The following is a 16341-nucleotide window of genomic DNA, read 5'->3' on the forward strand; positions in this document are numbered from 1 at the left end:
TGTGCTTCCACAACCAGAATCGTGTCGGGCAGGTGGGCTCGTCTTGATTGGGGCAGGCGAGCCACTCGTGAGGCCACGTGTGGGTTGCGACATTCTATCCAGAGAAGTGACAAAAAGCCAACTTTCCCACTTAGTTTTCCACATGTGTAAAACGATTTCTCGCCAGCAGTTTTCGGGAAATTATCTCGATCGCACGAGCAATTTCTTCGTCCGTGGAAAACTTTGACACGCCAAACCGCAGTGCGGACTCCAGAGCGGCTTTATCGGCACCCATAGCGGTGAGCACATGGCTCGGGGGGCTGCTGCCGCTGCTGCAGGCCGACCCGCTGCTGCAGGCAACGCCCGCTAGATCCAACGCCATCAGGACGGTCTGCCGGTTCGTTCCGGGTAGCGACACACAGGTGGTCGACGCCAGCCGTTCGGCCGATTTCCCGTGTATTTGCAGGGATGGATGCCGTTCAAGCAAACCGTTTTCTAGCGAATCTCGCAGTCGTTTCATCCGCGATACCGACTCCTCTTGCTCTGCCACGGCGAGTGCGGTGGCTTCGGCAGCCGCGGTTACCAATGCGACCGGTTCGGTACCTGGGCGGGTGCCGAGCTGCTGTTCACCACCGTAAATCGAAGGGCGAATCGAGATTCCCGGGGCCAGCCACAGAAATCCGACCCCCGCCGGCCCGTGGAATTTGTGGGGTGTGAACGTCACGCTCGAGGCGCCGCATTGGCTTAACTGCAACGGGACCTTCCCAATCGATTGCGTGGCGTCAACGTGCAGGAGAACGCCATGTTTGCGACAAATTTCTGCTGCCCCGGCGATCGGTTGAATCACGCCGGTTTCATTGTTGGCCGACATGATGGCGGCAAGTTTTGCGGGTTTTCCCAGTCGAATCGTCTCTGCGATTAAATATTCGAGATGATCGAGTCGAACGGTGCCTTCCGGGCTGACATCGATCTTTAAGACCAAGTGTCCCCTTCGTTCCATCATTCCCGCTGCGGAAAGAACGCTGGGATGTTCAATCGAACTGACCAGGATTGTGCCTTCCTCGGGGCCCAAACCCGCGATCGCGAGGTTATTGGCCTCCGTTCCGCCGCTGGTGACGACCAATCGTGCCGCATCGACGCGGGTCAGGTCGCTGCCGAGGCTCTGGCCGATACGGTCCAAGGCGGATTCCATCGCGGCCCGGGCTCGACGCCCGAATTGATGCTGGCTCGATGGGTTAATCGGACCCGCTTCCAACGCTTTGGTCAGCACCGTGGCGACCCGCGTGTCCATGGACGTTGTTGCGTTGTTGTCGAGGTAAATCATGAGGGTGAGTCAACGGTCGGCGGGGATTCTTGGGCGTCTTCGGCGGCCTCCGCCGCTAGCGAATCGGCCAGATCGTTTTGGCCAGCCGCTCGCATGTCGCGTATGAGAGCATCGTATTCATCGGCGAGATAGCCAGAAATCGTTGATTGCAGATAGGGAACGCTGTCGATCCGGCGTGCCATTTCCAAGAGACGTGGCATGAGTATGTAGAGTTCTCGATCGGCTAGCTTTGCAATCGCCGGCCAAAGAACACCGGCCAAATCAGGGTGATCTTGGCTCCATTTACGCCAGACGGCCGAACCATCCACCTGCAAACGAAGCTGGCTGACCAGCAACGCTGCATCATCGTCATTGCTCTGTTCCAATCCTCGGCGGAGGGACACCAAGTGCCAGACGCGAGGTTCACCGCTGGGCGGCGAAACCCATTTCTTTTGTCTTAGCAGGACTGCGGTCGATGGAGTCGTTGATTTCCGTTGAATGGGGGTGATTTGCCAATGAATCAGAGGTATCTCATAGAACGAAAACGTCCGCGTACGGAAATGCGATGGAGCGAACTCCTCGCCCTGCACGTAGCCCATTGATCGGATCACCACGACCAGCAAACCGCCTAGAACGATCGTGGAGATAAGAGAAATCCAGATTTGCGATCCGGTGATTCCACGTCGATGTGAAGAAACTGTGGGTTTGGCGAGTTTCGCTGCGGTATCGGATGAGGGTGGACGATCAGGCGATGACAAGGGAATTTCCGGAAGATTGCGTTGCGAAAAGCGACGGATTCCATTCTAACCGGTCTGGTGACCATTGAACCACTTGGCCATGATGCCGCCTGTCCGGCGTGCCGCTGCACATCAGCGTATGAAGTTTCCATTTTGAATTCGCGATGACTCCTTATTGTGCCCCTTGGCAACGAGCGACCGGTCGAGGTCGAGCATCACGCCCTGGCCGATCATTGACGGCCAATGATGTCGCACCCAGGCGGCGTGGCGGTTGGTCCACGCTCGGTGATGCGATCGAGGCGAACTCTCAACACGGCGGTGGCGATGTTCTGCGCATCGCTGCCGGTAGCGAGACTGCCCATCATGTGGCTTCGCAGGAGGACACGGGTGCCGATTCGAAAGCCGAGCCGCTCGATCCCGCGATTGCCCGGAGCCGCGTCGAAGCACTGCTGTTGATCGCCAAATCACCGCTAAATTACAGGAAAATTGCCTCCCTCGCGGGTCTCGAGGACGCGACGCAGGCGAGGACTTTGGTCAATGAGTTGAACGAACTCTACGATTCGCTGGGTCGAGGATTTCGCATCGAACAGCTCGCCGGTGGCAGCAGGATGGTGACGCGATCGGTTGTCGCACCCTGGTTGAGAAGACTCGGCGTTTTAGCTCCAGCGATCCGTTTGAGTTGGCCGATGATGGAAACGCTCGCGGTCGTAGCCTATCGGCAGGATGTGACGCGGGCGGATGTTGAAAGTGTTCGGGGTGTGGCTTGCGGTGAAATCCTGCGACAACTGATGCAACTTGATTTGGTGCGAATCAGTGGCCGCAGCGAAGATCTCGGTCGACCCTACCTTTACGGAACCACCAAACGTTTTTTAAAAATCTGCGGATTGGCTTCCATAAACGCCTTGCCAGCGATTGACTCACGGGGATTCTGTGATGATGTTTCTGGTTCCCAGGATGTCGCCCCAGTTCGCGGCGATGATGAAAATTCCAAGTCTCATGAATCGGCGGACCCCGCCGCTTCCCAAGTCCCCAAGGAGTCCGACGTGAGTCTCGCTGTGACCGACGCTCTCGCCACCGATTCGGTGTTGTCCACTTTCACGACCGGCATTGATGATGCAACCGGTGAGGCGATCGAAGGTACAGGCATTGCTATGCCAACCGCCGACGCAACGGATGAAGGTAATCCCGTCGCCGTGATCGAAGACGAAGAAGACGACTTGTACGAACGAGGTCTCGATGACGACGACGACGATGAAGACTACGTCGACGATGATGACTGGGACGACGAAGACGAAGACGAAGACGACGACGAGGAGGACGAAGACGACGATGATCTCGACGTCGATGAAGATGATAGCTGGGAAGAAGTCGACGACGACGAAGCCGATGAAGATTGGGACGACGACGATGAAGACGAAGACGACGATGATGACTGGGACGACGACGATGATGAAGATGACGACGAAATCTAGTGCATCATCGAGTCATCGAGTCATCGACTCGGAGCATGACGGACCATTAGGTCGGTCATGTCACAACGGCGGTCGTGTCGAAACAAGGCCGCCGAAGCGAACACATTCAATCACGGCCACACAAGCTATTTTCGTGCGGCAGGAAGTCATTATTCGTGTAGCACGATGTGTTCGGAAAGAAGCTACACACCAATGAAAAAAGGCATCGATGTCTGTTATGAACATCGATGCCTCAAATGTGGGATAAGTGCGATGGTGGTCGAACCACGTTGACGAACGTCACGCGGAAGGGGTCACAAATTATGTGAGCATTGCCGCGTGTTAAATTCGTCGCGATCTCGACAGTCGCGTGCGATCGGATTCGACTAGCTGTTTCCAACCTTCGAATCGGCTTCTTTCTCGTCGGTTCCTTCTTCGTCGAGTGGAGCGGCATAGCCTCCTGCGGCGAGCACTTTCTGTTTGATCTCGTCCCGCACGTCGGGATTCTCGATCAAGAAGTTGCGTGCTTTCTCTTTTCCTTGGCCGAGATAGGTATCACCGTATTTGAACCACGCACCACTGCGGTTGACCACTTTGTGCTCAGTACCAAGGTCCAGGAGGTCGCCTTCGAAGCTGATCCCGTTGCTGTGCATCATGTCAAACTCGGCGATGCGGAACGGAGGTGCCACTTTGTTCTTGACGATCTTCGCCTTCACTCGCTGGCCGACTTGTTCCTCGCCGTCCTTGAGTGCGCCGATGCGACGAACGTCGATACGGCACGAGCAATAGAACTTCAACGCACGTCCGCCGGGGGTGGTTTCGGGGCTACCGAACATCACACCGACTTTCTCGCGGATCTGGTTAATGAACACGACCGCAGATTTGCTCTTGGCGATCGCACCGGTGAGTTTCCGCATCGACTGGCTCATCAAACGCGCCTGCAAACCGACGTGGCTGTCTCCGATTTCACCTTCGAGTTCCGCTTTCGGAACGAGGGCGGCGACCGAGTCGACGATAATCACGTCCACCGCGTTACTCTTTACCAACATCTCGCAAATCTGCATCGCCTCCTCACCGCTGCTCGGTTGGCTGACGAGCAGGCTGTCGAGTTCCACACCGAGCTTCTTCGCCCAACTCGGGTCGAACGCGTGTTCGGCGTCGATGATCGCCGCGATGCCGCCCATCTTTTGAGCCTCCGCACCGATGTGCAGAGCGAGCGTTGTTTTACCGCTCGATTCCGGGCCGAAGACTTCGATGATTCGACCGCGCGGAATCCCCTGCCCACCGAGGGCCATGTCGAGGCTGAGTGAGCCGGTAGGAATGCCGTCGATCGTCAATTTGTGCGACGCACCGAGAGGCATGATCGCACCCTCGCCGAACGTCTTGTCGATCTGTTGCAGCGTGGTTTTGAGCCCCGGTTCCTTCTCGAGGATCCGTTTCATGCCCGGATCGAGTTTGACGCTTTTGGATGCTGCTGCCGTCGCCATGCGTGGTTGTTTTGCCATATCCCTGTAATCCTTCGTTTATTCTTTCCCTGTCCAAATGCGACGACGAAACAGAAACGTCGTGTACTGAACAACACCGTACGAATTTGCCGGATGATCGTATCGCTAAAAAATTAAGCAGACAATGAATTTTGTGAAGGAAACCTCGATTTCATCAAGGAATTCCGATCAAAAACACCAAATTGTCAGACAGATTTTCAACAATGACTTTTGGTCAACAACGACTCTTAGTTACCGGGCGAGCCTCGTTGGCTCACGAAAGAAGTATCGCCCGGGGTGTGGACACCTTTGGTCACCCCGTCGACGCGAAAGAACAAATAGCGTCCCGGCCGCCAAAATCTGGCCGAGGGCAAAGTAACTCGGGTGGATGCCACGAAGCACCCGCGCTGCGTTTCGCAACCAGATCGGTTCGGCGTCACGCTGGGCAATGATGTGATCGTTCAACGTGACCGTTCGAGTCGGAAGGGTGGACCATGTCGACACGTGTTCCCACCCGTTGGACGTTCGTCGCCACCCGCGTGGCGGAACCGCTCGGGGAGCAGATTGAGCGGACCGCATGTCGTCGCTCGTCATTTGGGCCGCGTTTGCGGTCGCATGGGAGGCTTTGCTGATTTCGGCTGTTTCGACCTGCCGTGACTCGGTGGTGGACCCGTTTGGATCCGCGACATCTTTCCTCGACACAGCCGAACCGCTCTGAATCACCATCAGAATCAACGCGAACCCCAGCGTCGTCCGCAGCCTACGGACCGTCCATGCCATCGGGTCTTCCCACACCGAGAGCGGGCGTGCACAGCGATTGCCGTTGAGACGGCCAGCGGGAGAGATTCGCAAGATTGGCATCCAGGCGAACAATCGCAATCAACGCACCAAACGTCGAAATGATGAACCCTGTTGCAGGCGGTAAGTGTTTGTTCGGCAAGATGTTACATACGCAATTTGGCAGCAAACGGAGGCTGGCGTTGTTGTCGATGGAAAACCTCCTTTGTCGCAAAAATACAACGTTTGTCGCGTCGGGGACTCATCCACCGGAGGTGCCGATTGACGGCTTTGGGAAGACCACTCTGGACCGACGCAAAAAGGGGGCAGGCAATCATGAATGGACACCCGTTCTCCCTCTTTCCCGCGAGCCGTGTTGTCCCACCGATGGGCCTGTTCGGTTCCCGCTTGCGTAACCCGCAGATCCGGCGCGACTGCTCAGGTTGATGGGATGTTGTGACTGTGAGTCGGATTAAGGGACGCTCCGACTCGTCCTCCGGAGATTTCCCGTTCTAAGTTTCGTTGACCGCCCACCGTGATCGCGTGTCACCGAATCCGTTTGTCCGTCCATCGAGTCATGAGTTCTATGAGTACTGTCGCAGAAAAAACTAGTTTGGAAGAAGTTTTTCACACCGACGTTCTTCCCGCGTTGCCGCACTCCGCAATCAGTTTGTTGCAATTGTCGCAGCGTGAGGATGTCGGACCCAACGATTTCGCTCGTCCGATCGAAGCGGATCCTGGGTTGATGGGTCAGGTGCTGCGTTTCGTCAACTCGTCGTATTTTGGTTTCAGCCGCGAGATCATGAGCGTCCCCCAGGCGATCACTTTGGTGGGATCGCGGGCGATCACCAACTTTGCACTTTGGAACGCGGTCTTTTCCGTGATCCCGAACCCAACCTTTGGCCCATTTGATTTGAAGTCGTTGTGGCAGGATTCGCTGCGTCGTGCGATTTTCGCTCGCAAGGCAGGCCGGACTCTGAAGCTCGCCGAAGCCGAAGATTTGTTCGCCGGTGCGTTGCTGCAGGACATGGCCGTCCCGCTGCTGCTCAAAGAATTGCCCGAGCAGTACGAACCGTTGGTCGAGAAGCGGGCCGCCGAAGGTTTGCGTCTGAGCGGTTTGGAACAGGAAATGTTCGGTTGGGATCACGCCGATGCGGCGGCCCTGTTGGCGAAGCGTTGGAACCTTCCCGAAGAGTTCGTGACCCTGATCGCACAGCACACGCAGATGGAAGATCTGCTCAGCAAGGGCGAAGTGTCCCGTGGACCCGCCTGTGTCGCGTTGGCTTCTTTGCTGCCGTCCTGTCAGGACGCCGAATGGCACGAGCAGCTTGATTTTCTGTCCGCGTTCCAACGGCTGGTCGACCCGTCCGATGAAGTATTGCAATCCATTCTGGTCGAAGTAGACGAACAAACCGCGGAATTCGCTCCACTACTGAAACTGCCGGTTCCCGAGCGGACTTTGGTCGATTTCATGAAGTAGATCGATTTCATGCAGCAGATCATTGTGATCTGCAGATGAAATCCGAGTGATGTTAGGCACAACGCAAAGTTTGTGTCTTTTCAGCCTGCCCCTCGGAAGAGAGAATGAGGGACTTAGGCGGTTTCTACCTTCGTCCCTCTTTATGAAATGTTCGGCCAACCGAGCCGAACTTAGGAAACACTGTGCTTTCTCTCTCTGATTCCGGTCGTCAAACCGTCAACGACCTCGCCGCTCGATACGGCGTCACTCCGGACGGTGTCACCCATATGCTTATCGCCGTGCATAACGGCAACGGCACCATGGCCCAATTCAATCACCCTGATTTCGGCGGGTCCGGCCAATGGATGCAGGGTGGAATGACTATGGTCAGTGATCTGTTCAATTACCAATTGAAAGATTTGGTGAATAACCTCTGCAGCGAACTGGCTGCGGTTCTGGCCAATAACCAGACCGGCACGTTCTCCGGTTCGTTCCAATCACAGAGCCAAAACGGCGTGGACTCGCAAGCGCAAGCCAACGGCCAATTTGGCGGCCAAAACAGTCTCTTCGTTCCTGATCCCTCATCGCAGTGGTGGCCGAAGCATCTAGGCACTCCCACGGCGACCGGCAATCAGAACCAAACCAAGTACGCTTACTTTGCCAATTCCAATCGCTTGGCAGTGACGACAGGCGGACCTGCTTGGGTCTACGACACCCTCGACCATCAAATCGGAGGCTTCGGGCAACAACAAGGCGGCGGAGCTTCGATCACGTTCACCAGCCAATACGGCACTGTCGATCTCGGCTCATTGCCTGTCGTTTGGCGAGACGGTGCGCCGGTAACGCCCGTCAAGGACAACCCACCACAGGCTGTTGCCAACGACTCGGTGCCAAACGATTCATGGAACCAACCGAGCAGTATCACGCCGTCGGACAGCGGCACGCCCGATGTGGGTGTGTCACATGGGGGTATGTCGGGCGATCCGAGCGACGCCGTCGGCCAACTCGAACGGTTGGGTCAGCTCAAAGAGAAAGGGTTGTTGACCGACCAGGAATTCAGCGACGCCAAGCGAGCGTTGCTCAACCAGATCGGCTCCGGCGTTTAGCCACGCGGCGAGAAGGCCGACTACTTGTTTTTCGGGAAGTCGCTCGGTCGCAATCCCGTGCTCAGACTCTCAACCTGTGATGAAACAAGTTCAAAAGGTTTCAGTCGCAACGTCATGCTGATGATGGCAAGGTTCACGACTGGTTTACCGGATGGGTCGGTTTGTTGAAATCTCGCCGACCGGCCGGGAATGCCTTCAATCGTGACGAGGTCTTTCGCGACAGCGTATCCGCATCGATCCGCGGTCGCTTCGGAGAGCCCTCGGTCGGTGCGACTGCGGAAGACGATGCCGCCGGAGGCCTCGAGTTCGAACGCTGGGCTCGAGCCACCGGTTTTCGCGCTGAAGCGAGACTGCTGCGCCGATTCGGCCGGGTCGATGGACAATCTGATTTGATCACAGTCCAACGTGAGTTCGTCCTGTGACAACAGATTCATGTCAGCAGCGTTGAAGCGGGTGTGGAAATCCTCGACGATCTTCCGCCCGATCCGAACGCCTCGTTGGAATGTAAGCGATCGGCCGACGAGGTCGCCTTTCATGCCGTCTTGATACAGCAGGTGCACGCCGGTGATGTATGTTTCTCCGGGAGGTTTGTTGCCCTGACCGCCAGGGAACGCACCGCGTTGATCCTCGATCATGCCTTCGACGTATACCGATGCCTCTTGGCTGCGGTCGTTGTTCGCGCGGTCCCGTGCGGCTTGCTTGGAATCGTCGCCATCTTTCTTGGCGGTCGTCCGAATCCAACCTCGGTACGATCCAGGACCTGGTGCAAAAACTTGTCCGGCGATGGGTGATGGCGTTTGGCGAGTCGAGCCCAACGCGTAGGTCACTGGTGTCACCGATGGCTGGTTTGCCGGTTCGACGCCAGGGATCCACGTCAATTCGGATACGAGCATTTCATGACGTGACGTGCGACTACCGTCGGCCGCAAACTGGTTCACGTGGACAGCCACCGGTTGTTGCGTGGTTTGTTTGAGTGAGATCTGTGCCAACCGCGTCGCTTTGAACGTTGCAGGTGTTCGCAGGTCGACTGGGGTTTCGAGTGTGAACGACAACTCGTCGCCTTGCATCGTCACGTCGCTGGGTTCGCGTCCTTGGACAATCCCGGCTTCGAGCAGGACGCCGCCGCTCAGTTTGGCGATGTGCCCATCAAACGTCATCGAACCGCCGAAACGTCCTTGAGGATTTTGGGTCCACCGCATCGGTTCGGACGATGAGTTTCCTGCGCCGGAGCCGCCGAGTCCGTTTCGTCCGAGCGGCGGAAGGAACGCGGTCGGAACAACAAACTCACCTGCCGACGGGATCCAAATGTAGTTGTCATCGGGGCGGACTTGGATTTCAGGTCCGATGAAATAACCATCACCGAGTTCGAGACGGGCTGGCACAGTCGATTGGCTGCCCAACTGCAAAACGTCACCTCCACCCTGGCTGTCGCGTAGCCGTAGGTGATCGCCGGTCATGACGGCGAGCATTGTTTGCGTTGGGCCGGCTCCGCCATTGCTCGCCAAGGAGAAAGCGTTGCCGCCCGTGTTATTGGAAACAGCCTTCTTGCGTAGCGACAAGGAGTGCGTCACCTCGACATTCCCGATCACACTCAGGTCCGTCGCCGCGAGTTCGCCATCGCCAAAGGTCAGTTTCGCGGTGACCTGATCCCCACGAATCGTGGCCGGAGGTTGTGCGGGCTTTGCGTCGGTGGCACCGCCCATGCCCGGTTGTGACGACAGTTGGGTGTCCCTTTTTGGTTGACTCACCCATTGGCGTAAACCTGTTGCCTCACTTTGGCCATTTTGGGTGGATCCGAGTGAGTCTATTTGTTCGAAGAACAGATTCATCTGCGGCGTGCTCGCCTGCAACGTGGTCGAGTTCACACGCACATTGCCAATTGCCGAGAATCGGTCCGGGAACCAACGATGATCGAGTGATTCGTCGCTCGACCGTGCGGGGCCCTCGGAGGCGACCGGTTTCAACACGCCCTCGATGCGGTCCGTTTGAAAGGTTCCGCCATCGGCGAGTCGCGAACGAATGTCTCCGTCGCACCAGACTCCAAACCGAACATCCATTGCGTCGGGTGTCGCAACCTCCAATGGGGACACCCGCAAACTGTCACGCCACGAGAATGATTTGATCGCGGACTCCACCGATCGATAGTCGAGTCGACCGTTCCCGTCCACTTCCACGGTGCCGAGTTGTTTGGGGTGTTTCGGGTCGAACCGATAGACAATTCGCGACAACGTCGCATGCATGTCGCCTCGACTCAGTTGCACGAACTGAGTCAGTCGTGGGTCGGCGTTTGCAACCGTGGGCATGCCGACAGGCAACGGCCCGGCGATCAGCCATCCTTCCAAGGGGTCAAACATCACTTGACCGGCCGTCAGGTCGAGCTGTTGCGACCGCACGGATAGTTGTACCGGTCGGCCGGTCGCTTCGATGCGGTCAATCCAGTCCACCGCCGAGGCGCGTTCACGTTCCGAGTTCAGCGGATCCCGCAGTGTCAGACGCAACGAGTCACAGGCGAAATGATCCAGGGCGGATATGTCTGCGGTGTGTGTGGGGCGAACGCCGCTCGAGGCATGATGGACCAAGCGAACGTTGCGATCGAGCAGCAGTTGATCCATTGCGAAGTCATACTCAATCCGTCCGTCACACTGCACCTCAATCAGACCGCGATCCTCTTGGGGTGTGGTGGATTGTGGATCCGCAGGCTCTCCAAGGGGGAGGGTCAGTTCGCGAAGATAAATCAGTTCCATGCGGTCGAGCGATCTGGCGAGGTTCGAGCTCGACGAGGCCGATCCGGTGGACGCCGCTAGATGCAACGTCAAGTCACGGCCAACCATGACCGCGCGACCCACATGCATTTCAATCGCTTCGGTGGTCCAAATTTTGCGGCGATCAATGCCCACGTTCGCCGTGCGAATGTCGAGTACCTGATCCTCACTGACACCGCCGGCGTTCGGATGAACCCGGTATGCGGACTCGGGAGGCGCCGTGTTCGCATCGGCGGATTCATTTGCGAAGTGATTCGGGGCGACGCGCTGGATGTGCACTTTACCTAGCAGTTGGCCCCGTTGGATCGTGGGTGCCACACCGCTCATCACGTCGAGCGCCGCATCGAATTCGATCACCGCGCCTTCAGCCGCTTCGATGAGGATCGGCTCACGGGAGTCGTCCGCTGACAAGCCGCGACCGATGATCATCGTGATCGGCCACAGTCGCCATTTCTTACCGCCGTCGCGTTCGTCTTTGTTTTGCTCCCAGTTTTGAAACAGGAGCATGCCGTCTTGGGTCTTGAGGCGGATCGCTCTACCACGCTGCCACGCATCTTCCGGGTACAAATCGACCAGCGAAGCGTCGTTGTCGCTCAGGACGCGTACCGCGATCGGCGCGTGTTCAATCTCGGGCGGCGTGAGCCACTTGGCCGCGGTCACTTGGTAACCGCCCATCGCGACGAGTATCAAACTCAATCCGACGAAGTAATCGCGAACCGAACCCGCCATTAATCCTCTTTCGTGAGATGTTCGTTCCAACGGTCGCCGCCGCGCAGCAGTCGCTCAACGACTTCACGAACGACTCCCTGTCCGCCGTGGGCACGCGTTGTCCAGTGAGCAAACTCGCGCGCGTCGGTTGCCGCATCGTCAGGGACGGCGGCGAGTGCGACACGGCGCATCACGCAAAGATCCGGTAAGTCATCGCCGACGTAGCATACCTGTTCGGGAGTCACTCCCATGGCCGCCATCATCGTTTGCGCGGCCGCCCACTTATCGCCGACGCCTTGGCTGAGATGCTCGATGCCGAGTTCTTTTGCTCGGTGCGCGACCAACGGACTTTTCCGTGCCGTGATGATCCCGAAGTGGAAACCCGACCGCATCCACAGTTTGATTCCCAATCCATCGCGCACGCTGAACGATTTGGTCTCACGGCACGATTGGTCGGGTTCGACGGTGTAGGTGATCCGACCATCGGTCAGTACCCCGTCGACATCACTCAAGATGCACTTGATTTCAGTGGCGATTTCGCCGTCGCTACGCAAACGACTTTCGATAGGAACATGCGAAGTCACGGTGTGTGTTTTCCCGTTGTTGGTTGAGCCATGGGGAGGACCGTCGCCGCGGTTTCAGGGGCCGCGATGTCACCGGCTGCAATAAGATCGGTGATATCGATCATCCCAACCGGCCGGCCGCAGTCATCGATGACCGGCAGTTCACTGATATGGCGTTGCGATAGGATGGCGACTGCGGATCCGAGAGAACTGCCACTCGTGGAGCAAATCGGGGTCCGAGTCATCACCTCTTCGATCGGTCGATCGAGACTGTTTTCTTGGCGGTGTTGAAGAAGCTTCACAAGGTCACTGTCGGTGAAGATCCCCGTTAGTTTGTTCTCGGAATCGACTAGCATGACCGCGCCGCTGCGTCGTTCCGGCGAACTCGTTGCGATGGCGTCTCGCACCGGCAGTGTTTCGCTAGCGATACGGCATTCATGCAACCCACGCATGACGTCGTCGACGCTCGAGAGTTTTCGTCCGAGCGCACCACCGGGATGGAAACGTGCGAAATCTTGAGGTCCAAAACCACGAATCTGCGACGCGAGCATGGCGATCGCGTCACCGATCGCGAGCATGACCGACGTGCTCGTCGTCGGTGCCAACCCGTTCGGGCAGGCTTCCCGGTGACGGCCCATGGGGACGACTAGGTCCGACAGGTTCGCCAGTGGGTTGGCGCTATCGGCGGTGATGGCGATCAAGCAATCCGCTTGTGTTTTAATAAACTCGCAAGCCCGGACGACTTCTTCGCTGCGTCCGGAATTGGAGAACGCGATCACGATGTCATTCGCCTGCACGCGGCCGAGGTCACCGTGAATCGCTTCGCTCGGGTGCAGGAAATGCGACGGCGAACCGGTGCTCGCGAGTGTCGCGACGATTTTCTGTGCGATCCATCCCGCTTTACCCACACCGGTCAGGACAACGGAGCCTGTGCATTGGGCAATACGAGTTCCGGCTTCCACCGCCGCAGTGGAGGCAAACGACGCCGCCTCGCGAATGGCGTCAGACTCCGCAAACATCGTGTCACGGATAATGCGAACGCATTCGACCTGCGATAAAGATTCGGCGACAGAACGCGAGTCGAGCGTGCGTTGAGAGGCAAAATTGCCGTCTCCACGCGACGAGGCGGGCTGGGCAGACACGGGCAGCATCCATGCAAAACGTGCGTAATCGGCTTCGCAAACGACGCGAAGAGGACCGATCCCAAAACTACCGGAACCGGCCCAGCGGTCGCAAGATGAACCCGAAGTTCGCTATTTTCTCATCCCCGGCACCACGAACGCTCGTTCGGCGTACTCCTGCCACATCGCGGCGAGCTTTTCGACCATTTCTGGCATTTGCTGGCTTAGGTCGTTTTGTTCACTGCGATCTTTGGCCAAGTCATACAACTCCCAGAGCCCCTTCCCGCCTTTGGCCACCAGTTTGTAGTCGCCAACGCGTATTGCCCGGTTCCCTTCATGTTCCCAGTAGATCGCTTCTCGCTGGATCGTGTTCCCCTCGAAAAGAGGACGCAAACTTTGCCCTTCCATCGGATGAATCGAATTGCCATCGTGAAAAGTTTTGGGGTATTCAGCCCCCGACAAATCGACAGCGGTCGCCATCAGGTCAACCAAATGTCCCGGCGTCGGTTCGATCTCACCGTGACGAGCAATCCCGCGAGGCCAGTGTGCGATCAACGGAGTCGAGATGCCACCCTCGTGCACCCAGTGTTTGTATTCGCGAAACGGAGTGTTGGACACCGTTGCCCATCCTCTTCCGTAGGCAACATAGGTGTCCTCCGGACCAGCCATTGCCTCCGGGCCGCCTCGCACAGGCCGACCGTCACGGGTTTGTTTGGGAACCATATCCATTTGCAAATGGTCGCTCGGCAGGGGATCGAAAGTTTGATTTGTGTTTTCGACGTTGTGTTTGCTGCTGCGTCCTAGCGTTTCGGCGCATCCGCCGTTGTCTTGCAAGAAACAGATCAACGTGTTGTCGTACTGCCCTGTTGATTTGAGCGAATCAACAATCTTTCCGATCCCTTGGTCCATCGAATCGATCATCGCCGCATACACTTCCATGTTGCGTTTGTCCCATTCCCAATGCTTTTGCGTTTTCCATTTGTCCGGAATCGGCCAATTCACGGTCGCCTCCGCATCGATTACCCCGAGGTCAATCATCCGTTGATAGCGAGCGTTTCGAATCGCATCGTAACCTGCGTCGTAGCGTCCCTCGTACTTCGCAATGTCACGTTCGCGTGCATGCATCGGCCAGTGCGCAGCCGTGTACGCCACGTAGAGAAAGAACGGTTCATCGGAAGAGCCTTCTTGATGTTCTCGGATGAAACGTGTGGCGTGATCGGTGATCGCGTCGGTGTAGTAGAACTTTCCGTCAACCTGTGATTCGATCGGATACTCAGGATCGGTAACCGGTGAGATGCGTGTGTTTTCCCGAGTGAGCGAATTCGGATCCCAGAAACTACCTGCTCCATGGATGGTCCCGTAGAACCGGTCAAAGCCTCGCTGTCGGGGCCAATTCGATTTGTCCGCATCAGGAGATTTCGGTTGGAAAGGTGTCACATGCCATTTACCCGACATGTACGTCCGGTAGCCAGCCGTCTGCAACACTTCCGCGATCGTCACGCAGCGGCGATTGAGTTGCCCGCGATAGCCGTCGTGGCCTCGATCTTCCATCATGTGTCCGACGCCGGCCTGGTGCGGATATAACCCCGTCAGCAGGCTCGCTCTCGTCGGGCAGCATCTCGCGGTGTTGTAGAACTGAGTAAACCGAATCCCGTTTTCCGCGAGCGAATCCAGCACCGGGGTCTCGATTTCGCTGCCGTAGCAACCAATGTCCGAATAGCCCATATCGTCCGAGAGGATGTAGATGATGTTCGGTCGTTCATCCTCAGCCGCGTGGGAATTGTCGCACGTGAAAACAATTGACATCCCAATCATGAACAGCACGATGAAAGTTCGTATGAATGCGGTTGTCAATCGGCGGGGAGGTAAGAGGTGTCTCAGGTTTTGCATGGGGAGGTGCCAATGAACAATTGCAAAAGTTCTGGAATGTGTGGGATAGTCGCGAACGTGTTGTCCTGCCACGATAGTCTATTTCCATGGTCACCAAGAATGTGTCGTGCCGTTGACGCCGACTGCAAATATTTTTGATCCGATCGCGAACTGTTTGGCTGTGCCTCGCGTATGGCGGGCTCAGTCTTTGGTCGGACCTGAACTCCCTCTCGAAACCGTTTCCCGTCTGGGCGATTTGTGGTTCCTTCGATCCGTCCACTAACGACATTCTTGCTCAGCGTAACGCTGGCATTGGGGCATGCCCCTGCTTGGTTGCACGTTGCTACGTGTCACCATGCTACCTGCGGTCAATCCGTCTGTGGGCACCCTGGGCATCGCGATGCCGTTTCGCCCTTCGATGCCTCTGCTCACCGGCATGTTTCGCACCAAAGTTCTGCGTGCGATCATTGCCATTCCTGTGCGGGGCCGCATCAGTCTGAATGCGAGAGCGAAGCGCCGTCTGACCCTTCCTTGCAATCGCGCGATAACTCTTCGCAACATGACTCTCACACGTGTTGGATCTGCCAGTCGCTGGCCAGTCCGAATGGATTGCAACACACCAATGACGGCTTCGTTGAATGCACACGCGTTGTCGCAGCGGAAATTCCGCGATGCGTGTCCGCTGACGTAGAGTCGTCCTGCATTCTGCCGCCTCTTCGCGGCCCGCCTGCGATCTCTCTCTGATTCGTTGCTGTTTGGTTCTCGCGAACGCGTTTGTTAACACGCTCGCGGTGCGCGCCGACTGATCGCAGGCGTTGCGTTGGTCGGGCTCATGGTGAGTCCGCCCAAACGCCCGCGTGTTTGCAGTCGGACGCGTAGTCTGATCCAGCATCAATCGGCTCATCGGTATCGCTTTTACCATCTTGCTCCGCGTGCGCGTGTGCGGTTGTTCGACGCCCGGTCCGACCAACCTGTGTTGATCGATGCGCGCGCCGCGCGGAGCTCTTTCATTCTTCCTACGC

General features: G+C 57.2%; 11 protein-coding genes. 3 read left to right on the plus strand and 8 right to left on the minus strand.

The features are described from left to right. Positions 1 to 130: 130 nt before the first annotated feature. Positions 131 to 1303 carry a cysteine desulfurase family protein gene (locus RSSM_RS00210; RefSeq protein WP_008673085.1) on the minus strand — a complete coding sequence of 391 codons (1173 nt, stop codon included), beginning with the start codon at positions 1301 to 1303 and terminating at the stop codon, positions 131 to 133. Next, positions 1300 to 2040 (minus strand): hypothetical protein, encoded by a 741-nt coding sequence (locus RSSM_RS00215; protein WP_044300316.1) that lies wholly within the window; start codon positions 2038 to 2040, stop codon positions 1300 to 1302. Before RSSM_RS00215 ends, RSSM_RS00210 begins: the two co-directional genes overlap by 4 nt. 143 nt (positions 2041 to 2183) lie before the next feature. Here RSSM_RS00215 and scpB point away from each other — a divergent pair, with 143 nt between their 5' ends. Further along, the gene (gene scpB, locus RSSM_RS00220; RefSeq protein WP_063708986.1) at positions 2184 to 3491 is read left to right on the plus strand and encodes an SMC-Scp complex subunit ScpB; all 1308 of its coding nucleotides are present in this window, start codon (positions 2184 to 2186) and stop codon (positions 3489 to 3491) included. Positions 3492 to 3856: 365 nt separating this feature from the next. Here the strand turns inward: scpB and recA are convergent, their stop codons facing one another. Both recA and RSSM_RS00230 read right to left on the minus strand, forming a co-directional pair. Beyond that, positions 3857 to 4975, minus strand: coding sequence for a recombinase RecA (gene recA / locus RSSM_RS00225; RefSeq protein ID WP_008673096.1), 1119 nt, complete (start codon positions 4973 to 4975; stop codon positions 3857 to 3859). Positions 4976 to 5206: 231 nt separating this feature from the next. Continuing rightward, on the minus strand, positions 5207 to 5806 hold the full coding sequence (locus RSSM_RS00230; RefSeq protein WP_236620841.1) for a hypothetical protein: 600 nt from the start codon (positions 5804 to 5806) through the stop codon (positions 5207 to 5209). 511 nt (positions 5807 to 6317) lie between these two features. On the opposite strand from RSSM_RS00230, the gene RSSM_RS00240 reads away from it, so the two are divergent. Both RSSM_RS00240 and RSSM_RS00245 read left to right on the plus strand, forming a co-directional pair. Next, positions 6318 to 7211 (plus strand): HDOD domain-containing protein, encoded by an 894-nt coding sequence (locus RSSM_RS00240; RefSeq protein WP_236620842.1) that lies wholly within the window; start codon positions 6318 to 6320, stop codon positions 7209 to 7211. Between the two features lie 182 nt (positions 7212 to 7393). Continuing rightward, positions 7394 to 8296, plus strand: a complete 903-nt coding sequence (locus RSSM_RS00245; RefSeq protein ID WP_008673105.1) for an SHOCT domain-containing protein — start codon at positions 7394 to 7396, stop codon at positions 8294 to 8296. A gap of 20 nt (positions 8297 to 8316) precedes the next feature. Here the strand turns inward: RSSM_RS00245 and RSSM_RS00250 are convergent, their stop codons facing one another. The 4 genes from RSSM_RS00250 to RSSM_RS00265 form a co-directional block, all read right to left on the minus strand. Beyond that, positions 8317 to 11787 carry a hypothetical protein gene (locus tag RSSM_RS00250; protein ID WP_008673106.1) on the minus strand — a complete coding sequence of 1157 codons (3471 nt, stop codon included), beginning with the start codon at positions 11785 to 11787 and terminating at the stop codon, positions 8317 to 8319. Beyond that, a complete protein-coding gene (locus tag RSSM_RS00255) occupies positions 11787 to 12350 on the minus strand; it encodes a KdsC family phosphatase (RefSeq protein ID WP_008673107.1) in 564 nt (187 codons plus the stop codon). Before RSSM_RS00255 ends, RSSM_RS00250 begins: the two co-directional genes overlap by 1 nt. Continuing rightward, positions 12347 to 13480: a KpsF/GutQ family sugar-phosphate isomerase gene (locus RSSM_RS00260; RefSeq protein WP_008673110.1), complete on the minus strand. Its 1134-nt coding sequence runs from the start codon at positions 13478 to 13480 to the stop codon at positions 12347 to 12349. Before RSSM_RS00260 ends, RSSM_RS00255 begins: the two co-directional genes overlap by 4 nt. A 102-nt stretch (positions 13481 to 13582) precedes the next feature. Then, positions 13583 to 15265, minus strand: coding sequence for an arylsulfatase (locus tag RSSM_RS00265; protein WP_044300341.1), 1683 nt, complete (start codon positions 15263 to 15265; stop codon positions 13583 to 13585). Positions 15266 to 16341 lie beyond the last annotated feature (1076 nt).

The organism is Aporhodopirellula sallentina SM41 (assembly GCF_000346505.1).
Lineage (GTDB): Bacteria > Planctomycetota > Planctomycetia > Pirellulales > Pirellulaceae > Rhodopirellula > Rhodopirellula sallentina.